At 68.5% G+C, this 24,790-nt stretch carries 14 protein-coding genes; 8 read left to right on the top strand and 6 right to left on the bottom strand.

The features are described 5' to 3' along the window. Positions 1-42: 42 nt before the first annotated feature. Positions 43-744, bottom strand: a complete 702-nt coding sequence (locus QRN34_RS07150) for a pirin family protein (protein WP_285403322.1) — start codon at positions 742-744, stop codon at positions 43-45. Positions 745-937: 193 nt separating this feature from the next. Here QRN34_RS07150 and QRN34_RS07145 point away from each other — a divergent pair, with 193 nt between their 5' ends. Both QRN34_RS07145 and QRN34_RS07140 read left to right on the top strand, forming a co-directional pair. Further along, entirely contained in the window at positions 938-1,945 is a 1,008-nt protein-coding gene (locus QRN34_RS07145; protein WP_285403321.1) for an LLM class flavin-dependent oxidoreductase, read from the top strand. Between the two features lie 4 nt (positions 1,946-1,949). Next, positions 1,950-2,402, top strand: coding sequence for a putative toxin-antitoxin system toxin component, PIN family (locus tag QRN34_RS07140; protein ID WP_285403320.1), 453 nt, complete (start codon positions 1,950-1,952; stop codon positions 2,400-2,402). On the opposite strand, the gene QRN34_RS07135 is transcribed toward QRN34_RS07140, so the two are convergent. The 3 genes from QRN34_RS07135 to QRN34_RS07125 are packed head-to-tail and all read right to left on the bottom strand — an operon-like array spanning position 2,377 to position 4,400. Beyond that, positions 2,377-3,024: a DUF6348 family protein gene (locus tag QRN34_RS07135; protein WP_285403319.1), complete on the bottom strand. Its 648-nt coding sequence runs from the start codon at positions 3,022-3,024 to the stop codon at positions 2,377-2,379. The genes QRN34_RS07140 and QRN34_RS07135 overlap by 26 nt on opposite strands. 27 nt (positions 3,025-3,051) lie before the next feature. Further along, the gene (locus QRN34_RS07130) at positions 3,052-3,882 is read right to left on the bottom strand and encodes a DUF72 domain-containing protein (RefSeq protein WP_285403317.1); all 831 of its coding nucleotides are present in this window, start codon (positions 3,880-3,882) and stop codon (positions 3,052-3,054) included. 20 nt (positions 3,883-3,902) lie between these two features. Continuing rightward, positions 3,903-4,400, bottom strand: coding sequence for a hypothetical protein (locus QRN34_RS07125; RefSeq protein ID WP_036138928.1), 498 nt, complete (start codon positions 4,398-4,400; stop codon positions 3,903-3,905). A 162-nt stretch (positions 4,401-4,562) separates the two neighbouring features. On the opposite strand from QRN34_RS07125, the gene QRN34_RS07120 reads away from it, so the two are divergent. Next, complete coding sequence (locus QRN34_RS07120; protein WP_285403314.1) at positions 4,563-5,648, top strand: PepSY-associated TM helix domain-containing protein; 1,086 nt, start codon at positions 4,563-4,565, stop codon at positions 5,646-5,648. A 27-nt stretch (positions 5,649-5,675) separates the two neighbouring features. On the opposite strand, the gene QRN34_RS07115 is transcribed toward QRN34_RS07120, so the two are convergent. Both QRN34_RS07115 and ligD read right to left on the bottom strand, forming a co-directional pair. Next, a complete protein-coding gene (locus QRN34_RS07115) occupies positions 5,676-6,572 on the bottom strand; it encodes an acyltransferase (RefSeq protein ID WP_285403312.1) in 897 nt (298 codons plus the stop codon). Positions 6,573-6,652: 80 nt separating this feature from the next. Then, the gene (ligD, locus tag QRN34_RS07110) at positions 6,653-9,277 is read right to left on the bottom strand and encodes a DNA ligase D (protein WP_285403310.1); all 2,625 of its coding nucleotides are present in this window, start codon (positions 9,275-9,277) and stop codon (positions 6,653-6,655) included. A 138-nt stretch (positions 9,278-9,415) separates the two neighbouring features. On the opposite strand from ligD, the gene QRN34_RS07105 reads away from it, so the two are divergent. From QRN34_RS07105 to QRN34_RS07085, 5 genes are all read left to right on the top strand, one after another. Beyond that, positions 9,416-10,384, top strand: coding sequence for a fimbrial protein (locus QRN34_RS07105; RefSeq protein ID WP_285403308.1), 969 nt, complete (start codon positions 9,416-9,418; stop codon positions 10,382-10,384). A gap of 92 nt (positions 10,385-10,476) precedes the next feature. Next, positions 10,477-12,165, top strand: a complete 1,689-nt coding sequence (locus QRN34_RS07100) for a copper resistance system multicopper oxidase (RefSeq protein WP_285403306.1) — start codon at positions 10,477-10,479, stop codon at positions 12,163-12,165. After that, the gene (locus QRN34_RS07095; protein ID WP_285403304.1) at positions 12,162-12,980 is read left to right on the top strand and encodes a copper resistance protein B; all 819 of its coding nucleotides are present in this window, start codon (positions 12,162-12,164) and stop codon (positions 12,978-12,980) included. Before QRN34_RS07100 ends, QRN34_RS07095 begins: the two co-directional genes overlap by 4 nt. Before the next feature lie 210 nt (positions 12,981-13,190). Beyond that, a complete protein-coding gene (locus QRN34_RS07090) occupies positions 13,191-23,003 on the top strand; it encodes a YDG domain-containing protein (protein WP_285403302.1) in 9,813 nt (3,270 codons plus the stop codon). 53 nt (positions 23,004-23,056) lie between these two features. Next, complete coding sequence (locus QRN34_RS07085) at positions 23,057-24,739, top strand: ShlB/FhaC/HecB family hemolysin secretion/activation protein (RefSeq protein WP_285403300.1); 1,683 nt, start codon at positions 23,057-23,059, stop codon at positions 24,737-24,739. Positions 24,740-24,790: the final 51 nt, after the last annotated feature.

The raw sequence follows: 24,790 nt of genomic DNA, 5'->3' as shown, positions 1-24,790 counted from the left end.
TGCCGTGGGTCGTCACGATCCACGGCATGCCTGCCGAGCCGGTTACGCCGCCGTATCGACCAGCACCAGCTCCGCATCCGTCGTCGCCGTGATGCTCAGCCGCGTCTCGTCGCGGATCGCCGCGCCGTCGCCCTTGTCCAGCACCTGCCCGTTGACCTGCACCGAACCGAAGGCCGGCACCATGTACGCATAGCGGCCCTCGCCCAGGGCGTACTCGATGGTCTCACCCGCCTTGACGCTGGCGCCGAGCACGCGGGCATCGGTGCGGATCGGCAAGGCTTCGCCGTCGCCCGGCATGCCGCTGGCCAGCGTGATGAACTGGCCCGAGCGCTCTCCCTTCGGGAACGGACGGGTGCCCCAGGACGGTGCCTTGCGCTCGCCGTCGGGAATGATCCAGATCTGGAAGATGCGCGTTGTCTCGTTTTCCGCGTTGTATTCCGCGTGGCGGATGCCGGTGCCGGCGCTCATCACCTGCACGTCGCCCGCTTCGGTGCGGCCCTTGTTGCCCAGGCTGTCCTCGTGGGTGATGGCGCCTTCGCGCACATAGGTGATGATCTCCATGTCCGAGTGCGGGTGCGCCGGAAAGCCGGCGCCCGCGGCGATGGTGTCGTCGTTCCAGACGCGCAGCGCGCCCCAGCCCATGCGTGCCTCGTCGCGGTAGGACGCGAACGAGAAATGGTGCTTCGCATCGAGCCAGCCGTGGTTCGCGCCACCGAGTGTGGCAAAGCGGCGAATGTCGATCATGTCGTGCTCCCCCGGCAATACCGGACTGGATGAGTGGATGGGTGCATTTTCCTCCTCCGCGCGCGCCACGGCGCATCGCTGGCCGGAACGGACTGTTTCCGTGGTGAGCCCGTGGGTTGCAATCCGGGCGTCCGCCGCCCATCTGGAATCATCGGCGGTTCGTCCGCCCCCCTTATTGTCGAGGTGTGCTCGGATGATTCCGTTTTCGGTACTGGACCTTTCCCCCGTAGCGCGTGGTTCCACGCCGGGCGACTCGTTGCGCCACTCGCGCGACCTGGCCCGGCACGCGGAGTCGCTGGGCTTCCACCGTTACTGGCTGGCCGAGCACCACAACATGACCGGTATCGCCAGCGCGGCGACGGCCGTGGTGATCGGCTATATCGCCGAGGGCACGCACAGCATCCGCGTGGGCTCGGGTGGCATCATGCTGCCCAACCACTCACCGCTGGTGATCGCCGAGCAGTTCGGCACGCTGGCGTCGCTCTACCCGGGGCGGATCGACCTGGGCCTGGGCCGTGCACCCGGCACCGACCAGGGCACGGCACGCGCGCTGCGCCGCTCGATGGGCCCCAGTGACGACCGCTTCCCCGACGATGTGCAGGAACTGCAGATGTACCTCGGCCCGCAGCGGCCCGGGCAGACCGTGCGCGCCGTGCCCGGCATGGATACCAACGTGCCGCTGTGGCTGCTGGGCTCCAGCCTGTTCAGCGCCCAGCTGGCGGCGCACCTGGGGCTCCCCTTCGCCTTCGCCTCGCACTTCGCGCCGGACATGATGATGAAGGCGCTGGAAGTGTACCGGCACATGTTCCGGCCGTCCGAGGTGCTGGACAAGCCCTACGCGGCGCTCGGCATCAACGTGGTCGCCGCGGATACGGACGCGGAGGCCCGTCGCCTGTTCACGTCGCAGCAGCAGGCATTCTGGAACCTGCGCCGCGGCGCGCCGGGGCAGCTGCCGCCGCCGGTGAACTCGATGGACGGCGTGTGGACGTCCATGGAGAAGGCCCAGGTGGACCATGCGCTGTCCTGCGCCGTGGTCGGCTCGCCCGACACCGTGCGCGACGGCCTGGCCGCGTTCATCGCGCGCACCGGCGCCGACGAGCTGATCATCACGGCGCAGGTCTTCGATCACGAGGCGCGCAAGCGTTCGTACACCCTCGTGGCCGAGCAACGCGCCGCCCTGGCCGAACGCGCCGCGGCCTGAGCGCGTGCGCGTCGTGCTCGACACCAATGTGTGCCTGGATGCGTTCGTTTTTGCCGACCCGAACGCGGCGGCGCTGGTCGGGGCCATGGTGTCGGGCACGCTGCACGCCGTGACGCGTCCGGATTGCCGGGACGAGTGGCTGAAGGTGCTCGACTACCCTGCGTTGAAGCTGGACCCCCCACGCCGGGCCGCCGCAGCGGCCGCGTTCGATCGTCTGGTCACGCTGTTGCCGCATGAAGCCACGGCCACGCGGCTTCCGCGCTGCCGCGACCCGGACGACCAGAAGTTCCTGGAGCTGGCGTCGACCGCCGGCGCGGGCCTCCTGTTCTCGCGCGATGCGGAAGTGCTGAAGCTGGCACGACGCGCCGCGCGCGACAGCGGGTTCCGGATCCTGCGTCCGCAGGACTGGGCGCCGGAACCCCTGCCTGGCCTTAGTCCCGCGGAACCAGCGCGATGAGGTTGCGCAGGCTGTAGTAGTGGTCGTGCCGTGGCCAGTCCACGGAGGCGATGGCCTTGTGCCCCGCGGCCCACGGCTCGTTGTCCAGCAGCACCTCGATCTTGCTGCTGCCGTCGCCCACGTTGCCGTAGAACACGCGGATCCAGTGCACGTCGCCGGTCAGCGGGGCCGTGGCGATCGCGGCCTCCAGTGCGGAGAACCCCTCCTCGGGAATCTCCACCGGTGCGTCCTTCTCGCCGCGCACCGTGAAATCGCCCACGTAGAGGGTAAAGCGCTGCGTGCCGGCGGACACCTCGCGCACGTCCAGCTTGTCCTTGTCCACGGTGTGCCAGCAGGCCGCCAGCACCACGTAGAAATCGTTGCGCGCGAAGCTGTCCAGCGCGTCGCGGCAACCGGCCTTGCCGCCGCCGTTGCCACCGAAGCTTTCCTCGATGGTGCGTTCCTCGTCGAGGACGATATCGATGTCCAGGCGGCCCATGCCGCCCTCCTTGCCCTCGTGCCAGATGCCGCGCAGCGCCGGGTAATCGTCGCCTTCGGTAAGCAGCCAGTCCTCGTCGGGCTCGAGCGGGATCGCGTGTTCGGCAAAAAGGTCGATCAGGTGGTTCTGGATAAGACGGTCCATGGGTCGTCCGGTGGGGGAATGGGAGGATTATGCGTCTTCGACGCGCTTGCCGAGTGCGACAGCCGCAGCGGGGTTGCGTTCCTTCGCGGCGGAAATGAAATACACGAACACGTCGCGGCCTGGGCCGGGCGCCAGCGCCTCGCACACGTGTGGCAGGTCGGTCGGATCGCCGCCGGCTTGCCAGTCGCTCGCATGCGACGCCCATGCCTTCAGCTCCCTGGCGGGATAGCCGTTCGTCTCCTTCGCCCGGCTGCGCATCAGACGCGCGTACACGAAGGGCCCCGTGAGGTCGGCGAACGACGGATGGTCGGGCGAGTCGGTGAACACGGTGGCGACACCGCGCTGGCGCGCCAGGGCCAGCCAGGCCGGGTCCATGAAGCTGTCGTGGCGCACTTCCACGGCATGGCGCAGGGCCAGGCCGCCGTGGCGGTCGGGCAGGAGGTCGAGGAAGGCGGTCATGTCGTCGGGATCGAAACGCCGCGTCGGCAGGAACTGCCAGAGCACGGGGCCCAGTCGATCGCCCAGGCCCACCGCACCGTCGAGGAATCGGCCGATGCGCTCACCGGTGCCCGCCAGCGCGCGGCTCTGCACGATGTGCCGCGGCGCCTTCACCGAGAAGACGAACCCGTCAGGGGTCTCCGCCGCCCAGCGCCGGTAGATATCGATCCCGGGCGAGCGGTAGTAGGTGCCGTTGATCTCGATGGTGGACACCTGCCGACTGGCGTACTCCAGCTCGCGCTTTTGCACCAGCTCGTCGGGATAGAACAGCCCGCGCCAGGGCACGTAGGTCCAGCCACCCATGCCCGTGCGGACATGGCCGGAGGCCCGCGGCGTCGCGGGGGAACGTCGGGTCGCCATGGTCGGAGCCTCCGGGAGGGTCAGCTCAGCGCGGTGGGCTGCTCAAACGGCAGGTCGATGGCGCCGGTGGCGCGGATCTCGCGCTGCGACCGTTCCAGCGCATCGCCCTCGCCGTCCACCACCACGAGGATGCGGCCCGCCTCGATCTCGCCCTCGAATTTCTGGCGCACCGGGTCCGGTGCGGAGGCGCCCATCAGCGCACTGGTCCATGCGCCGACCAGGGCGCCCGCCGCACCCGCCGCCACCGCGCCGGCGATGGTCACGCCAAGCGGGGGGATCGCCATGGCGACCAGGCCGGCCAGGATGCCGGTGGCGCCACCTTCGGCCAGCCCACGCGCGGCAGCGGGGGCGAAGTCGGAGTGCTCGTCCTTGCGGTGCTCGGGAATGGCATCCAGCTCGATGTCGTGCCGCGCGATGAGCGACAGGTCCGCGTCCGGAATGCCCGCATCGCGGGCGGCGCGCATGGCTGCGCGCGCCTGATCCAGACCGGACGTGCTGTAAACGTGGCGGGTCTTCATCGCATGTTCCTCGGGCACGTGGGTTGGCCATCCTTCCGCCCGTGGGGTCGACCCGGTGTGATGGGAGGGTCAATCGCCGGGTTCCCGCGTGTTGGTGGTGTTTGATTCGAGAATCATTCGCACTTACGATGGCCGCCTTTCCCGCCCCGTCGGACCGACACCATGGCAGCTCACCCGCGCCGGCTACGCCGCTGGCTGAAGACGCTGCACCTGTGGCTGGGCCTCACGCTGGGGTTGCTCCTGGCGCTGGTGACCCTGTCGGGCAGCGTGCTGCTGTTCGAGCAACCGCTATTCGCGGCCACGCACCCCACCCTGGTGGCGCGTCCCCTGCCAGACCTGGCGACACAGGGCCACTCGCTGTCCGCGATGCTCGCCACGCCCGCCGCCAGGGGGTGGCGCGGGGTGTCGCTGCCCGATCATGACCTTCCCGTATGGCAGGCCCAGGAACGTGGCGGCAACCGTGCGTATTACGACGCCACCACCGGCGCGCTCCTGCTGCGGCGCCCGCAGGCCGGCGACCCCTTGCTGGTGCTGCTGGACTGGCATACGCACCTGCTCGGCGGTGAGCTGGGTGAAACGGTGCTCGGTGTGGTGGCCTGCACGGGGCTGTTCATGCTGTTTTCGGGCGTCTGGCTGTACTGGCCCGGCCGCCAGCGCGCGTTGCGGCACCTCCGGCCGCACACCCAGCCGCCGCTGCTGCGCTGGGCGAGCTTCCATCGCGCGGTGGGTGTGGTCGCCCTGCCCCTGCTGATCGTGATGATCGGTACCGGCACCACGATGGCGTACCGGGGCGCCGTGCGTAACGGGCTGGCGGCGGCCTTCGCCGAGCCGGCGCGCCCCCGGCCGCCGAAAACCGCGCCGGTGCAGGGGCCGGTGGACTGGGCGGCCGTGCTCGTGGCGGCCCAGGCCGCTGCGCCCGATGCGGCGATCACCCGGCTGATGCTGCCCTCGAAGGACAACGGCACGGTGGTGGCGCGCATCCGTCGCCCCGGCGAATGGAACCCCGCCGGGCGCAGCGCCCTGTGGATCGATCCGCGGACGGCCACGGTGATCGGGGGCGACGACGCCACGACGCTGGGCACCGGCAGCCGGCTGGCCAACGCCCTGTTTCCGATCCATTCCGCCGCTGTGGGTGGCCTGACATGGCGCATCGTGGCCTGTGTCGGCGGGCTGCTGCCCACCTTCCTGCTGGTTACCGGGGTGCTGTTCTGGCGCCGTCGGCTGAAACGCCCCGCCGCCACGGGTTGACCGCGGACGCCGCCGGTCGGCGCGCGATCAGCCTTGCGCGGCCAGCGTGGCCGCGATGCGTGCATCCTTCTCGGCCCACAGCGTGTTGATCCACGCCTGGAACTGCGCGCGGAACGCGGCGTCGCCCTCGTAGTCGCCGCGCATGGCGGCGGGAATGGGCAACCGGCGAATGTGCACGCGTACCTCGCGGATGCGGCCGGCGATCATGTCCATCATGGAGGTAGGGCCGTCCGGATAGACGATGGTCACGTCGAGGATCTGTCGGATCGCCTCGCCCATGGCATCGATGACGAACGCCACGCCGCCCGCCTTCGGGCGGAGCAGGTGCGTATAAGGCGAGCCCTGCGCATCGTGCTTGGTGCGGGTGAACCGGGTGCCCTCGGTGAAGTTCATGATCGCCACGGGCAGGTGACGGAATTTCTCGCAGGCGCGACGCGTGGCTTCACGATCCTTGCCGCGCAGTTCCGGACGCGCTTCGATCTCCTGGCGCGAGTGCCGCTTCATGAACGGAAAATCCAGCGCCCACCAGGCGGGCCCCAGCAGCGGCACCCAGATCAGCTGGCTCTTGAGGAAGAAACGCATGAACGGAATGCGCCGGTTGAACACCTTCTGCAGCGCGGGGATGTCCACCCAGCTCTGGTGGTTGCATACCACGAGGTAGTTCTCGCGCGGGCTGAGGTCCTGGTCGCCTTCCACGCGCCATTGCGTGCGGGTGAACACGCCGAACATCCAGCCGTTCACGCCCAGCCAGCTTTCCGCGATCCCCACCAGCACGCGCGACACGGCGTGACGGAACCCGCGCAGCGGCACGATGAGTCGGATCACCGTCAGCAGCAGCAACGGCGTGACGTGCAGCACCGTGTTGACGAGCAGCAGCAGGCAGGCGAGAGGAATGCGCAGGAAGGCGGGAAGCGAGGCGAGCATGAAGGGCCGGCTTGGTGAGGATGCCGCAGTTTACCCCGTGCACGCCCGTGGGTAAGTGACCCCGCGCAGGTCAGGGTGGGTCACTTGCCGGCGAGTTTGCGGCTGACGGCGGCGAGGTCCTGGCGAAGTGCGTCGATCCCATCCCAGGGGTCCTTCTTCAACCGGGCCAGGCGCTTGGGCACCGAGTGGATATCGAATGCCGCACCGGAGCGCACCTTGCCCAGTTCCTCCCAGCGTAGCGGCACGGCCACCGGCGCGCCGGGGCGGGACCGCAGCGAATAGGACGCCACGGCGGTGGCGCCCCGTCCGTTGCGCAGGTAATCGACGTAGATCCTGTCCTTCCGGAGCCGCTTGGCGGCGGTGGCGACGAACTCCAGCGGATGCGCCTCGGCCAGCGCGTCGGCGAAGCCCCGCGCGAACGCCTTGACCTCCTTCCAGCCCGCGCCGGGACGCAACGGCACCACCACGTGCAGGCCCTTGCCACCGGTGGTGCGTACGAACGAGGTGAGGCCCAGTTCGGCCAGGAAGCCCCGGGTCATGCGTGCCGCCGCCACGACGCGCGCCCAGGCCACGCCGTCGCCGGGGTCCAGGTCGAACACCACGCGGTCCGCGCGGTCGGCATCGTCCACGTGCGAGCCCCACGGGTGGAATTCCACGGCACCGAACTGCACCAGTTCGATCACGCCCGCCGCATCGCGCGGGTAGAGGTAATCCGCGGTGGCCCCGGTTTCTTCCTTCAGTCGCGCGACCCCGACGTGGTCCAGGCCGGCCATGACGTGCTTCTGGAAAAAGCAGGGTGAATCGATACCGCCGGGGCAACGGATGGTGGACGTGGGGCGATCGTGAATGCCCGGAAGCAGCCACGCCATCACGGCCTTGTAGTAATCCACGACGTCCTGCTTGGTCAGCCCGTCGGCAGGGAACACCTTCCGATCCGGATGCGTGATGACGACGGTATCGGTATCGGCGGCCGGAGGAGGGGCATGCCCGGTGCGTCGCTTCGCTGCCGGTTTCTCCGTCGCCCGCGTGGACGGCTTCGTGGCCTTCTTGGCGGTGGCCTTCTTTGCGGCGGCCTTCGTGCGGGTAGCTTTCGGCGCGGCACGATCGCTGTCGCGAAGGTCGTCGGGTGACTTGTCCATACGCAGTGTCCTCAAGCTGGGCTGGCGCAGCAGATCCTTGTTGCCGATGCCGCGGTAGTACACCTCGGCCACCACGGTGGGCGGTACCCACAGGGCGCCGCGGAGCATGGGATCCACCGCATCGATGCGGACCGTCGGTGTCTTCGACCCACCTTTGGCAAGGGTGTCGCCCAGTTCACGCAGCATCGCGTCGGTGAAGCCGGTGCCGACACGGCCCGCGTACGTCCAGCCGCCGTGCGGATCGGGGCGGGCCAGCAGCAGCGAACCGAATGACAGCCGCGATCCCTTGGCCGGGGTGTAGCCGACCACGGCGAATTCGTCGCTCTCCAGCCGCTTGATCTTCTGCCAGTCGTCGCCGCGACCGCCGCGATAGCCACCGTCGACGCGCTTGGCGACGATGCCTTCCAGCTTCTGTGCCATCGCCATGGCGAACACGTCGTCGCCGTGGCCCACGGTATGCGAACTGAGGTTGAGGTGGGCCGGCGCGTGGGCGAGCATGCGCGCGAGCAGCGCCTTGCGTTCGATCAGCGGCACGCGGCTGAGGTCATGGCCCTGCAGGTAAGGCAGGTCGAACACCATGTACACCAGCGGGGCATGCGCCTCGCCCGACAACGTGCGTTGCAGGGCGTTGAAATCGCTGCGGCCCTCGCTGTCCAGGGCGATCAGTTCGCCGTCCAGCCGCGCACTGTCCAGGCCCAGCGCATCGATCGCCTGGACGATCTCCGGCACGCGATCGTTCCACGGCAGGCCGTTGCGCGACCACAGGTGGGTGGCGCCGTCGGCCACGGCGGCCACGATGCGGTAGCCGTCCCATTTCACCTCGTGCAGCCACGCCTCGCCCTGCGGTGGGGATTCGCGCAGCCGGGCGAGTTGCGGGGGGAAGAAGTCGCCCGACGCCCTGGCCTTGCGCGCGCCGTCCAGCGCGGCCGCCGCCTTGGCAAGGGTGGCCACGGAGACGCGGCGCGTCGTGGGCGTGGCCTTCCGGCGCGCCGTGGAGCGGCTCGCGGCGGCACGGGTGGCGGGTGTCTTCGCCGCCCGCCGGGTGCTTTCGCGCATCGTGGCGTCGAGCAGGTCGTCGGCTTCCACCTCGCCGGCATAGGCGTCGTCAGCCTTGATCAGGAACCACGCCGGCTGGCGCTCCTTCCTGCCGCTGCGGACGAGGTGCCAGCGGCCCTTGAGGCGTTCGCCGAACAGTTCGAACTCCAGGTGGCCCTTGGCCAGCTGGGCTTCCGCATCGCCACGCGTGGCCCAGACGCCCTTGTCGAACAGGTCGACGTGGCCCTTGCCGTAACCTTCGTCGATGTCGCCCTCGAAGTCCGCGTACGACACCGGATGATCCTCGACTTCCACGGCCAGGCGCTTGACCTTCGGGTCGTAGCTGGGCCCCTTGGGCACCGCCCAGCTGCGCAGGGCGTCACCCACCTGCAGGCGGAAATCAAAATGCCGGTGCGATGCGTGATGCAGCTGCACCACGAAGATGGCACGGCCGCCGCGTGCCGAGTCTTCCGGCGCGGGTTCACGGGTGCGCCCGAAGTTCCGCTTGCGCTTGTACTCGTGCAGGCTCATGCCTGGATCATTGGTGAGCCCCGGTGAATGAGCCGTGCAGCGAGCGGAACGCCGACATCCCGATTTCAGAACCGTCGTATGGGGTGGCCCGGGGCACGCGAGCACAGTTACGGGAGCCCTCTTCCACGCGGTGCACCCATGTCGACCCGTCCTGCTCCTGCTTTCGTCCTCGCCCCTTTCGCTACCGTCTCCTTTGCCTTCGTCTGCCTCGTCGTCTCGCCGGAAGCTTTCGCGGGCTGCCTGTCGCATCCCTCGCAGGGCATCGCGCAGCCGTTGTCCTTCGGCACCGTGTCCGTCGCGGCGGATGCGCCCGTCGGCGCGGTGATCGCCGAACGAACCACGGCCGCCTGGAGTTCGCCCGCCTTCAAATGCGTCAAGCCGAGGCGAACGGGCAGCCTGGCCCTGTTCAACACGCCGGCCGCGGGGGGCGATAACGTCCACGCCACCAACCTTCCCGGCGTGGGCATCCGCGTCTACTTCTACAACAGCAACTATGGTGAGCGCGTACTGCCAGAGCGCGAATTCATTCCCTGGACCTTCAAGGCCCAGCTGACCAGCGCGCATTTCCGCGTGCAATTGATCAAGACGGGACCCATTCCCGACGGCGGCAGCCTCCTCTACGGCACGCTGGCCCACGCCGGCTACGACGACCAGGCGCAGGTCCGGGTCGACCTCGTTCAGGGCCGCGTCGAGCCGCAACGCCCCACCTGCGCCTTCGCCGCCAAGCGGCTGGTGTTCGCCCTGGGGAAGGTGGATGCGCGCGATCTCGCCGTGGCCGGCAGCAGCGCATGGGCTACGCAGTCGCTGGTGGTCACCGGCTGCACGGGTGCCACCCAGATACTGATGACCTTCCGTGGCACGCCCGATGCGCGGCAGGCGTCGCTGTTCCAGCTCGATGGGCCCGGGGCGGCGGGCGGGGTGGCGGTGGAACTGCGCAGTGTCGATCCCGATGTCCAGGCCATCCCCAACGATCCCGCGCCCCTGGTGTTGCCCGCACCGAGCGAGGGGCAGGCGTTCGGTTTCCGCGCCCGCTACCGCACCACGGGTGCCGCGCTGGTGCCAGGCACCGCCAACACTCGCATCACGGTCAACGTCGCCTACCGATAACCCCGCGGCGGCGCGCGGAGCCACGTCCAGAGTTGTCGCCACGCGCCCGCCGTGGCTAGGCTGGTCCTTCGATCGCCACGAAGCCCCCGCCCATGCGCCGTCCCGCTGCTCCCGCCGTGCACCTGCCCCGCCGCCGTTTCGTGCAGGGGCTGACCGTCGCCGGCATCGGTTTAGGTGCCGGCATCGTTCGGCCCGTATCCGCCACCCGCGCAATGGCACCGGTGGCGCCGCTACGCGGCAGCACGATGGATCTTGACGTGCGCGAGGCGGCGGTGGACTTCACCGGCCGCGCGCGTCGCGCCGTCACCGTCAATGGCGGCGTGCCCGGCCCTACCCTGTACTGGAAAGAAGGCGACACGGTGCAGCTGCGCGTGCACAACCGGCTGGACGTCGTGACGTCCATCCACTGGCACGGCCTGGTCGTGCCGGCCGACCAGGACGGCGTGCCGGGCCTGAGCTACGACGGCATTCCCGCGGGCGGCAGCTTCACCTACCGCTTTCCGCTGAAACAGTCGGGCACCTACTGGTACCACTCGCACAGCCGCTTCCAGGAACAGAGCGGACTGTACGGTGCCATCGTCATCGCACCCAGGGACGGCGAACGCCATGCGGCCGAGCGCGACCACGTCCTGCTGATCAGCGACTGGACCGACGAAGACCCGGAGCGGGTCTACGCGAAACTGCGCACGCGCAGCGACGTCTACAACACCGGTCGCCCCACGGTGGGCGACTTCCTGCGCGACGCGCGCGAGAAGGGTTTCGGCGATGCCATGGCCCTGCGCCGCATGTGGAACCGCATGCGCATGAACATGACGGACCTGGCGGATGTCTCCGGCGCCACCTACACCTACCTGATCAACGGTGCGCCGCCCGCCGCCAACTGGACCGGCCTGTTCACCCCCGGTGAGCGCGTGCGCCTGCGTGTCGTCAACGGGTCGTCCAACTCCATCTTCGACCTGCGCATCCCGGGGCTGCGCCTGCGCGTGGTCGCTGCCGACGGGCAAGACGTGGTGCCGGTCGAGGTGGACGAGCTGCGCCTCTCGGCGGCCGAGACCTATGATGTCATCGTCACGCCCACGGATGATCGCGCGTACACCATCGTGGCGCAGTCCATCGACCGCTCCGGCTACGCGCGCGCCACCCTGGCGCCGCGCCAGGGCATGATCGCACCGGTGCCGCCGCTGGACCCCCGGCCCCGGCTGGCCATGCGCGACATGATGGGCGCCATGGCGGACGACGCCGACCAGGGCGGCGACATGGTCATGGCCGAGCACGCGCGGTCCGAGTACGGCCCGGGTGTGGACATGCGGGTGGACATGCCGCGCACCAACCTCGACGATCCCGGTGTCGGCCTGCGCGAGCGTTCCCATCGCGTGCTGACCTATGCCGACCTGCATACGCTCGGTGGTGCGCTGGATACGCGCGAGCCCGGGCGCAGCATCGAGCTGCACCTTACCGGCAACATGGAACGCTACACGTGGTCGTTCGACGGGCTGCCGTACTCCGCGGCAAGGCCGGTGCACTTTCGCGCCGGCGAGCGACTGCGCGTCACGCTGGTCAACGACACGATGATGAATCACCCGATCCACCTGCACGGCATGTGGAGCGAGCTCGAATCGCCCTCGGGCACCTTCCAGGTGCGCAAGCACACCGTCAACGTGCAGCCGGCGCAACAGGTCAGCTATGCCGTCACGGCGGACAACCCGGGGCGCTGGGCGTTCCACTGCCACATGCTTTACCACATGGAGGCGGGCATGTTCCGCGAGGTGGTGGTCTCGTGACGCGGTGGATCGTGGGGTCGCTGCTCGCCCTCGCCCCGTGCCTGGTCCAGGCGCAATCGAGCATGGGCGACATGTCGATGGGCTCGATGCAGGGCGGTAGCGCGCCGGCCACCGCGCGTAGCGGCGACTGGTCCGACGAGGTAGCGCCGATGTCCGCGCATGGCATGTCGATGATGGACATGGACGATAACGCGTCCGCGGGCACGCTGCTGCTGGACCGCCTGGAATCGTTCGCGGGCCAGGGCGCGCATGGGCAGTCGTGGGAGGCCCAGGGCTGGTACGGCAACGACCGCGACAAGCTGGCCTTTCGCAGCGAGGGCGATCGCGCCGACGGTTCCACCAGCGGCGACGCCACGCTCGCGTGGAGCCACGCGGTAGCCGCCTTCTGGGATGCCCAACTGGGCGTCCGTCACGATATCGGGGCGGGACCGGAGCGTAACTGGCTGGCTGCGGGTGTGCAGGGACTCGCCCCGTACTGGTTCGAGATCGAGGCCACCGCCTACGCGGGCCCCGGCGGGCGCACGGCCGCACGCTTACGCGCGGAATACGAACTGTTGTTCACCCAGCGGCTGATCCTGCAGCCCGAGATCGAAGTGAACGCGTACGGCAAGGATGACAAGGCTCGCGGTATCCGCGCGGGCGTGTCGGGTGTCGAAGCAGGCCTGCGGCTCCGCTACGAAATCCGCCGCTCGGTGGCGCCTTACGTCGGCATCGCCTGGGAACACCTGACGGGCGGCACGGCGGATCTAGCCGCCGGCCAGGGGCGTCGTGTCACCGATCGACGATGGGTGGCCGGCATCCGCCTGTGGTTTTGATCCGGGTATAAATCCTGGCTTTTGGATGCCTTCACAATTTATTTGTGACGTGGATCACATTCGTAACTTAATATTGCCGCAAAGGCGCTGACTCGTTCGAACGAGCCGCGCCGAGTCCAGGGGGGCTCCCGGATATCCGTCGTTCTGCTCGGCTTCCTTGCCGGGTGCGCCCCTGCGTGTGCATGCGCCCCGAAACCAAGGTTGCCCGAAATGAATCGTATCTATCGCCTGTGCTGGAACGTCGCCACCTCGCAATGGGTGGCCGCCAGTGAGCTCGCTCGTGGCAGCCGCCCCGCCGTGCCGGGTACGACGACCCGGACAATCGGTCCGCGAGCGTCGTCGATCGCCCTGGCCATCGCCCTGGCGCTGGGCGCCGGCGTGGCGCATGCCGGCCAGACGGGCGGCCAGGTGGCAGCGGGTACCGGTGTGATCCACCAGGACGGCGCGGTCACGACAGTCAACCAGACCAGCCAGCGCTTGTCGCTGAACTGGCAGAGCTTCGACATCGGCGCGAACGAAACAGTCAACTTCGTGCAGCCGGGCCGCGATGCCATCGCGGTGAACCGGATCCTCGGCAACAAGGCGTCCGACATCTACGGCCACCTCAACGCCAACGGGCAGGTGTGGCTGATCAATCCCAACGGCGTGCTGTTCGGGGAAGGCGCGCAGGTGAACGTGGGCGGCCTGGTGGCCTCCACGCTCGACACCTCCGACGACGCTCCCGGAACCTCGTTGCGCCGTTTCAGCGGCGACGGCAAGGGCAGCATCGTCAACAAGGGCAGCCTGCGTGCTGCCAGCGGTGGTTACATCGCCCTGCTGGGCAATACCGTCTCCAACCAGGGGACGGTGTCGGCGCAGCTGGGTACGGTGGCCATGGGTGGTGGCAGCGCCGTGACCCTGACCTTCGACGGCAGCCGCCTGATGCACCTGCAGGTGGACCGCAGCACGCTGGATAACCTGGTGGAAAACCGCCAGCTGGTGCAGGCCGATGGCGGCCGGGTGTTCATGACCGCCGGCGCGGCGGATTCGCTGCTGGCCAGCACGGTGAACAACACCGGCGTGGTACGCGCGCAGACGGTCGAGAACCGCCACGGCCAGATCGTCCTGCTGGGCGGTATGGCCGCCGGCCATGTCGAGGTGGCCGGCACGTTGGACGCCAGCGCCCCGCACGGCGGCGACGGCGGCAGCATCGAGACGTCCGGCGCCTTCGCCCACATCGGCGCGGCCACCATCACCGCCGCCGCGCCCAAGGGCACCGCGGGCGCGTGGCTGGTCGATCCGTACGACCTGACCATCGACAGCACGGCAGCCGGCACGATAGCCAGCACCCTCAACGGCGGCACCAGCGTCACCGAGCAGACCACCGCCACGGGTGCCAGCGGCGCCGGCGTGCAGAACGCCTCCGGTGCCGGTGACATCACCGTCAACGCCCCGATCAGCTGGAATAACGCCTCGGCCACGCTCACGCTGGACGCGTACCGCGCGGTGAACGTCAACAGCGCGATCACCGGCGCGGGCACCGTGGTCATCAAGGCCAACGGCAACGGCGGCAACGGCAACATCACGCTGGGCAGCTCGGGCACGATCGCCGGTGGCGCGGGCGTCACGCTCACGGCCGCGAACAACTTCGTCAACAACGCGGGCTCCGCCGCGCTCTCCTCGGCCTCCGGCACGTGGCGCGTCTACTCCGCCAGCCCGTCGACGGACACCCGCGGCGGCCTCACGCCGCAGTTCATCCAGTACAACGCGACACCCGGCACCACGGTGCAGGGCGCGGGCAACGGTTTCCTCTACGCGCTGGCGCCCACCGTGGCGATCACCGGCCTGACCGGTACGGTGGAGAAAACCTACGACGGCACGACGTCCGCGTCGCTGGCCGATGCCAACTTCAGCAAGACCGGCCTCGTCGACGGCAACACGATGGCTGTCGTGAGCGGCACTTACGCCGGCAAGGATGCGGCCAGCGGCATCCAGGTGACTGCACCCTCGGCCACCTCGGCCTATACGTTCACCGACGCCACGGGTGCGGTGCCCGTCTATGGGTACACCGTGACCGGCACCGGACAGACCGCCGCCATCGGCGTCATCGATCCGCGACAGCTCGGCATCGCCATCGTCAACAACCCGACCAAGACGTACAACGGCACGCGCACCGCGACGCTGGTGGCCGGCAACTACCAGACCAGCGGACTGGTGTCGGGCGAGGGCATCAGCTTCAGCCAGCCCAACAGCGTGGCCTACGACGCGGCCAGCGCCGGCGCCACCAACGTCACCGCCAACTTCGTGGCCTCCAATTTCGTGGCCGCCAACGGCACGAAGCTGTCCAACTACGTGCTGCCCAGCGTCGCCACGGGCATGGGTACGATCAACAAGGCCAAGGTCCAGCTGTCCGGCCTGATCGGCACCGACAAGACCTACGACGGCAGCACGGCCGACACGCTCGACATCTCGCACGCCACCATTTTCGGTGTGATCTCGGGTGACACGGCGGATGCCACGCTCGATACCGCCGCCGGCAGCGGCGCGTTTGCCGATGCCAACGTCGGCAACGGCAAGGCGGTGGGAGCCATCGGCTTCCGGCTGGCCGGCAACAAGGCCTCCAACTACGACCTTGTGCTGCCGACGGACATCACTGCGGCGATCACGCCGCGCACCCTGACAATCCAGGGCGTGTCGGCCACGGGCAAGGCGTACGACGCGACGACCTCGGCGGCGCTTGCGCTCGCCAACCCGCAGCTGATGAACCTGGTGGCCGCCGACCAGGGCGCCATCTCGCTGGTGACCACCGGTGCCACCGGCAACTTTGCCACGAAGAACGTCGGCACCGGCATCGCCGTGGCCGCGAGCGGTTTCTCGCTGGCCGGCAACAGCCTGGGCAACTACACCCTCACCCAGCCCGCCGGCCTGACGGCGGACATCACGCCGCGCCGCCTCGACCTGTCCATCGTCAACAACCCCACGCGTACCTACAACGGCACCACCACCGCCAACCTCGCCGAGAGCAATGTGCAGGTGGCCGGGCTTCAGGGGGGCGAGACCGCCAGCGTGAAGCAGGCATCGTCGGCGTCCTACGATAGCGCCAACGCCGGTGCGCGCACGGTCACCGCATGGCTCGAAGGGTCCGACTTCACGCTGGGCAACGGCGCGTCGCTGTCCAACTACACCTTCGACAGCACCGTCGTCGGTGCCGGCAGCATCGCGCAGGCACCGCTGACCTGGACCATCGTCGGCAACCCCGCGAAGCAGTACGACGGCACCACGGCGGCGACGCTCGACACGAACAACTACCGGGTCTACGGGTTCATCGCCGGCGAAGGCGCCACGGTGACGCAGACCGCCGGCACCTACAGCGACAAGGACGTAGGCACGCGCGGCGTCACGGCCACCGTGGGTAGCGGCGACTTCGCCGCCACGGGCGGCACGCTGCTCTCCAACTATGTGCTGCCGACCAGCATCAGCGGCTACGGCACGATCACCCCGCGCGACCTGGGTGCGCTGTCGGTGGTGATCAGCGGGCACCCGACCCGGGCCTACGACGGCACCACCGTTGCCACCCTGATCGCCGGCAGCGCCAACAGCAGTGGCGATTACACCCTCACGGTGAACGATTCCTCCAAAGCGTTCGCGCCCGGCGAAGGCGTCTACATCACCAAGACCACGGGTACCTACGCCAGCAAGAACGTCGGCAAGCAGCCGGTGTCGGTGTCGCTGGCCGACAGCGACTACACCCCGTACGGCGGCACCAGCTTGTCCAACTACACGCCGCTGCCGACCTCGGCGTACGGCACGGGCGAGATCACCCCGGCGCAGCTGACCGCGGCGATCATCAACACGCCGACCAAGGTCTACAACGGCACCACGTACATGTCGCTGGCGGCCACGGATTACGCCATCTCCGGTTTCGCCAACAACGAAGGCGCACAGATCGTGCCGTCCAAGCTGGTCGCGTTCGATACGAAGAACGTAGGCACCGGAAAAACCATCACGGCGCAGATGGCGACCACGTCCTATCTGGCCAACGCGGGTACGGACCTGTCCAACTACACGCTGGACTTCACCGCCGAAGGCCCGGGATCGATCACGGCTGCGCCGCTGTACATCCTGGGTGTATCGGCGCAGAACAAGACCTACGACACGACCGCCGCGGCCACGCTCAATAGTGCCGGGGCATCGCTGCTGGGTCTGGTCTCCACCGACACCGATACCGGCAAGGTCACGCTGGCCAAGGGCACCACCGGCACCTTCGCCACCGGCGATGCCGGTACCGGCATCGCCGTAACGCCGAGCGGCTTCTCGATCTCCGGCAGCGAAGCGGGCAACTATGCGTTGCAGCCGTTGACCGGCCTTACCGCCACCATCAGTCCGTATACGCTGTCGATCAGCGGTGTCTCGGCCGTCAACAAGGTCTACGACGCCACGACCGCGATCGGCCTGGATACGAGCAACGCGGCCCTGCACGGTGTGTTCGCCAGCGACGCGGGCAACGTGGCGCTGGATACCTCCAGCGCCGGCGGCAGCGTGCGCTCGGCGAACGCCATCTCGGGTCAGGCGGTCACCGTCTCCGGGCTGGGGCTGAGCGGTAGCCGTTCCGCCAATTACCGCGTGGACCAGGTCGGTGGTCTGACTGCCGATATCGCCAAGCGCACGGTGACCGCGTCGATCACTGGTAACCCGACCAAGCCGTACGACGGTTCGAATTCCGTCACGCTGCTTGCTTCCGACTACACGCTTAATGGTTTCGTCGGCATGCAGAGCGCGACCATTCCGCAGTCGTCGACGGCGAACTACCTCGACGTGAACGCAGGCAGCAATGTCGGCCTGAGCTCCACGCTCTCGGTCTCGGACTTCGTCGCCGGCAGCAACACCAACCTGGCCAACTACAGCCTGCCCACCGCCGCCAGCGGCACGCGGGGCACGATCACGCCGTTCATCGTCAACCTCATGGGTACGCGCGTCTACAACGCCACCGTGCATGCCGATGCGTCGCTGTTCACCAGCGGCGGCACCGTGGCCGGCGTCAACGGCGAGACACTGACGCTGACCGGCTCCGGCAACCTGGTGACGAAGAACGTGGGCGCGCAGCGCGCGTTCGCCGACTTCGGCACGCTGGCACTGGGCGGTAACGGTGGCAGCACCGCCAGCAACTACACGCTGGCCGGCGGCATCGATTGGGTGACGATCACCCCGGCCGCGCTCACCGTCATCAATACCACCGCGGCGGACAAGGTGTACGACGGCAACACCTTGGCGCAGCTCAGCGGTGCACAGCTGGCCGGTGTGCTCGGCAGTGACACCGTGAGCCTTGATGGCGCGACCACGGCGACAGGCACGTTCGCCAGCAAGAACGTCGGCACGCGCAACGTCACCACCGCCATGCAGGTCACCGGCAGCGACGCCGCCAACTACGTCGTGATACAGCCCACCGGGATCTCGGCAGCGATCACGCTCAAGAGCATCACGGCCACGGCCACCGCGCAGAACAAGCAGTACGACGGCGGCACCGCGGCGACGACGGCGCTGGCCTCGTCCGGCGTGGTTGCCGGCGACAGCGTGACCTTCGGCAGCAGCTCCAGCACCTTCGATGGCAAGGACGTAGCCAACGGTCGCACCGTCACCGTGTCCGGCATCACCGCCGGCGGCGGCGACGCCGGCAACTACACGCTGGGCAACACCTCCGCGACCACCACGGCCGACATCACGCCGCGCGTGCTCACGCTGACCGGCAGCCGCGTGTACGACGCCGGTACGACCGCGGCCGCGGGCACCCTGGCACTCGGCAACCTGGTGGCGGGCGAGTCGCTGGTACTGGGCGGCGCTGGCGCGCTGAACAGCAAGAACGTGGGTGTGTACCGCAACGGGGCCGGTTTCGATAACAGCGGACTGACGCTTGCCGACAATGCCGGCCTCGCCTCCAACTACACGCTGGCCGGCGGCGTCGACCGCTACACCGTGAGCAAGGCGGCACTGACCGTCAGCGGCACGACGGCGACGAGCAAGATCTACGACGGCAACCGTAACGCGGCCCTGCAGGGCTCGCACCTGGACGGCGTGCTCGGCAGCGACGATGTCAGCATGACCAACACGGGGCTGGGTACGTTCGACACGAAGAACGTCGGCACGAATAAGGCCGTGACCACCGCCATTGGCCTCGCTGGCGGTGACATGGGCAACTACACCGTCTCGCAGCCGACCACCGTGCGTGCCGACATCACGGCCAAGGCGATCGCCGTGGCCGCGACGGGCGTCACCAAGGTGTACGACGGTACCACCGCCTCCGCCGCGACGCTGTACAGCAACGACCTCGCTGCCAACGACAACGTCAGTTTCAGCGCCGGCACCAACGTCTTCGACAGCAAGGACGCAGGCACGGGCAAGACGGTGTCACTGACCGGTATCGTCGCGAACGGAAGCGATGCGGCCAATTACACCCTGTCCAACACCTCGACCACGACGGCCGCGAATATCACGCCGTTCGTCATCGGCCTGACCGGTACCCGTGTCTATGACAGCACCACCACCGCGGCGGCCTCGTTGTTCGGAAGCAGCGGTGTAGTGACTGGTGCCAATGGTGAGACGCTGACGTTGAGCGGCAGCGGCGTAACCCATGCGAAGAACGTGGGCACGTACAACCTGGCCGCCAATGGCACGGGTACGTTGTCGCTAGGCACCCTCGCGCTGACCGGTAACGGCGGTGCCAGCGCCGGCAACTACACGCTGACCGGCGGTGTGGATCGCCTCACCATCACGCCGTATGCGCTCACAGTGGCGGCCACGGGGGTGGACAAGGTCTACGATGCCAGCCTCAATGCGACGGTTACCCTGGCTTCCGGCGGCGTGTTCGGCGGCGATACGGTGAACTTCGCGTACGGCACGGCGCTGTTCGGCGACAAGAACGCAAGCGTCGGCAAGACCGTGTCGGTCGGCGGCATCTCCGCATCGGGGACCGACGCGGCCAACTACACCGTCAACACCACCGCTACCACCACGGCCACCATTACGCCGAAGGCCATTGCCGGCAGCATCGTGGCGGACAGCCGCACCTACGACACGACGACGAACGCCACCACGCACGGCAGCCTGGCTGGCGTGATTGCCGGCGACAGCCTGTCGTATGCGTCCACGACGGGAAGCTTCCTCGACAAGGCCGCGGGCACCGGCAAGACGGTCGATGTCTCCGGCGTGCTTACCGGCGCCGACCGCAACAACTACGTGGTGACGGCCAATACGACAACGACGGCATCGATCGCCAAGGCCGCCATCGTCGTCGGCACCACGGCCAGCAACAAGGTATACGACGGCACGTCCGGCGCCGTCACCTCGCTCGGCAAGAGCGGTGTGCTCGGCAGCGATGTCGTCGACTTCACCAGCACCGGCGCCAGCTTCAGCGATGCCAACGCCGCCAACGGCAAGACGGTGACCACCGGCGGTATCGCAGGCAGCGGCGCCGACGCGGGCAACTACACCTGGAACGCCACCTCGACCACCACCGCCAACATCACGCCCCTGGTCATCAACCTCGTCGGTAGCCGCGTGTACGACGGCTCCAACGCGATCGCCGCGGGGGTGCTGTCCTTCCAGGGCATGGTCTTCGGCCTCAACGGCGATGCGCTGGCGCTGTCGGGTACCGGTGCAGTGGCCGACAAGAACGTGGGCAACACCAGGCCGCTGACGTCGCTGGGTACGCTGGCGCTGGCCGGCACCGGCGGCTCGATCGCGACCAACTACACCCTGGTCGGCGGCACGCACACGGCCAGTATTACGCCCAAGGCGATCACCGGCAGCATCGTCGCCGATGGCCGCACCTACGACACCACGGCCCTGGCCACCACGCACGGCAGCCTGTCGGGTGTGGTCGCCGGCGACGATCTTCGCTACACCAGCACGAGCGGCAGCTTCGCCGACAAGAACGCAGGTACCGGCAAGACGGTCACGGTGTCCGGTGTGCTCGGCGGCGGCGATCTCGGCAATTACACGATCGCCTCCAACGCCACCACGACGGCATCGATCGCCCGTGCGGCGATCCAGGTGAACACGATCGCCGCGGACAAGGTCTACGATGGCGCCGATACCGCGACCACGGTGCTGGCACCGGCCGGCGTACTTGGTGGCGACGTGGTCACCTTCAGCAGCACGGGCGCCCGCTTCAGCGATGCCAACGCGACCACGGGGAAGACGGTGACCACGTCGGGCATCGCGGCATCCGGAGCCGATGCGGCCAACTACCTCTGGAACGCGGCCTCCACCACCACGGCGTCCATTACGCCCTACGTGATCAGCCTGCAGGGCACGCGCATCTACGACGGCTCCACTACCGTGGCGGCGGATAGCTTCGGGCCCGGCGCGCAGGTGGCCGGGATCAACGGCGACACGCTGACCCTGTCGGGCATCGGTGCCGTCGGCGACAAGAACGTCGGCACGCAGAAGGCGGTGACGTCGCTGGGCACGCTGGGCCTGCAGGGCAACGGCAGCGCGCTCGCCGGCAACTACACGCTGCTGGGTGGCACGCACACGGCCACGATCACGCCGAAGCAGATCGTCGTCGACGCTACCGGCTCCACCAAGGTCTATGACGCCAACACGCTGGCGACGGCCGCGTTGTCGTCCACGGGTATCGTGTCGGGCGATCAGGTCGCCTTCTCGGCCACCAGTACGCGTTACGACACGAAGAACGTCGGTAACGGCAAGGCAGTGACGGTGGACGGCATCGCCGCCTCGGGAACCGACGCGGGCAACTACGCGATCAACACCGCGACGGTGACGACCGGCGACATCACGCCGCTGGCGATCACCGGCACCATCGCCGCCGACGGCAAGACCTATGACGGTGGCACGGCCGCGCAGACGCATGGCACCTTCGGCGGCACGCTGGCCGGTGACGACCTGGGCCTGGTGACCCAGGGGCAGTTCGTCGACAAGAATGCCGGTAACGGCAAGCGTGTCGACGTGGGTGCGCAGTTGACCGGTGCCGACGCGGGCAACTACGCGCTCACCGCCAACACGACCACCATGGCCGATATCCGCAAGGTCGTGCTCGACCTGTCCGGCAACCGTGTTTACGACGGCACCGCCGGCGCAGGCGCGGGCATGTTCGGCGAGCGTGGCGTGCTCGACGGCATCGCCGGTGAGTCGCTTACGCTCTCCGGCAGCGGTGTGCTGGCCAGTCGCAACGTGGCCACCGACCGTCCGCTGGCATCGCTGGGCACGCTGGCGCTGACCGGTAACGGCGCTACGCTGGCGGACAACTACACGCTGGCCGGTGGCCGCGACGTCGCCACGGTGACGCCGCTGGGCATCACGGCGGCGGTCACGACCGACGACAAGGTGTACGACGGCAACGCCTCAGCCATCACCCGCGGTTCGCTGGGTGGCGTGGTGGCGGGTGACGATGTGCGCCTGTCCACGCTGGGCCAGTTCGTCGACAAGAACGCCGCTAACGGCAAGTCGGTGACCGTGGCGGGGCGCATCGACGGTGGCGACGCCGGTAACTACGTGCTGTCCTTCAATCCGCTCACCACTGCCAGCATCGTGAAGCGGTCGGTGACGGTGGCCGCGCAGGGGACTGACAAGTTCTTCGACGGCAGCCGCAACGACACGGTGCGCCTGAGTGCCGACGGCATCCTGCCGGGCGACCAGGTGGGCTTCGCGGCGGGCAGCGCGACGTTCGCCGATCCGACAGTCGGCCTTGGCAAGTCGGTGCAGGTGAGCGATATCGCCGCAAGCGGCGCGGATGGTGGCAACTACGCGTTCAACACCACCACCCAGACCCAGGCGAGCGTCCACCAGAACGCGTCGCAGGGTGCGTCCGCCACTGCGCTGACCCAGATCGATGCGGTGCTGAACCCGGAGTCCATCGCCACCCCGTATGGCGTGGCCTCCAATGTCACCGTCGGCCAGTACTCGGGCAACCACAAGAAGACGCGCCAGCCCGTGGAGAAGAACGTGCAGCGTGCGGATTTCACGCCCGGTCTTTCCCTCCAGGTGGTGGAAGGCGGCGTGCGCCTGCCGGCGGATGCGATGCACTGATGCATCGCATCGCCACCGCCGACCCCATTCAACCCCTTCGTACCGGTCAATCGATGAACACTGCTTTGCTTCCCTCTCGCACCGTGAACCTCCTGGGCGCGTGCATCCTCTTCGCCCTTACCGGCGGCGTTCATGCGCAGTCGTCCCGCGCACCGCAGGCTGGCGACCTGCTGCGGCAGGTGCCCACGGCGCCGCAGCCCGCCCGGGGTAACGACACCGGCCTCGAGGTAGCGCCTGCCGCCGCCGTGGCGACCGCAGACAGCGCCCCGTTTCACGTCACCACCATCGAAGTCACCGGGGCCACGCTGCTGCCCGCTGCCGAACTGCATGCCCTGGTAGCGACCGGTGAGGGCAGCGATCTCACGCTGTCCCAGCTGCAGGCGCTGGCGGCGAAGATCACCGCCGCCTATCGCGAAAAAGGCTACCCGCTGAGCGTGGCCTATGTGCCGGCGCAGACGTTGTCCGGCGGCACCGTGCGCATCGCGGTGCAGGAGGCGCGGCTGGGCAAGGTCACGCTGGAAAACCACAGTCGCACGCACGACGCACCGTTGCAGGCCACGCTCGATCCGCTCACCTCGGGCATGCCGATCTCCACGCACGGTTTCGATCGCAGCCTGCTCCTGCTCGGCGACGTGCCCGGCGTGACGGAAACCTCGGTGCTGCGGCCCGGCGACCAGCCGGGTACCTCCGACCTGGCGGTGCGTACCGATGACCGGCCGCGCTACACCGGCCTGGTGGCCCTGGACGACTACGGCAACCGTTACACGGGCCGCGTGCGTGCCACCGGTACGTTCAGCGTCAACAGCCTGCTCCACCAGGGCGACGTGCTGGACCTGACTGCGCTGAGCGCCGGCGCCAACATGAATTACGGGCGCGTGGGGTATCGCTACCTGCTCAACGGCCAGGGCACCGTGGTCGGTGCCGCCGTGTCCACGCTCGATTACAAGCTCAAGGGCGACCTGCGTGTGCTCGACGCGCATGGCACGGCCCAGGTGGCCAGCGTGTTCGTCAGCCACCCCTTCATCCGCAGCGCCCAGGGCAATCTGTACGGCCAGCTGGGTTACGACCGTCGCCGTCTCAACGACATGGTGGACGTGGTCGCGGTGCGGACCCGGCGGCACACACAGGGCTGGACGGCGACGCTTGCCGGCGACCAGCGCGACGCCCACGGCGTGACCAACTTCAACCTGGCCGCCACCTACGGCATGCTCGGCTTCGACGACGCGTTCGCCGAATTCGTCGATGCGGTGAGTGCGCGGACCAAGGGTCATTACCTGAAGTATTCGTTCTCCATCGCGCGGTTGCAGCAGCTGTCCGAGAACAACGCGCTGTACGTCGGCTTCCAGGGTCAGTGGGCCAACCGGAATGTCGACACGGCCGAGCAGTTCTATCTCGGCGGCGCGAACAACGTGCGCGGCTACGATACCGGTGCGCTCGCCGGTACTCAGGGACAGATGGTCAACCTTGAGTATCGTCGTACGCTGAACATTGGCGCGCCGGGCAACTGGGTGGCCCTGGCCTTCGTCGACGGCGGCCGCGTGTCGATTTACAAGGATACGTTCGCGCCGGGTACCAACAGCGTGCACATGCAGGATGCCGGCCTCGGCCTGCGCTGGCTGGGCGACGACCAGTGGTCGGTCAGCGCCGATGTGGCGCATCCGATCGGGGCGCGGCCGGCCATCCTCGCGCAGACGCACGATGTCCGCGCCTGGGTGCAGGTGCAGAAGGGCTTCTGACGGGCTGGACGCGCTGTTGACGGGGTAGGTGGTCTGCTGGGCGTCCTGCCT

This window comes from Luteibacter sp. ME-Dv--P-043b, assembly GCF_030209605.1.
GTDB lineage: Bacteria > Pseudomonadota > Gammaproteobacteria > Xanthomonadales > Rhodanobacteraceae > Luteibacter.
This window is presented reverse-complemented; position numbering and strand designations above follow the sequence as displayed.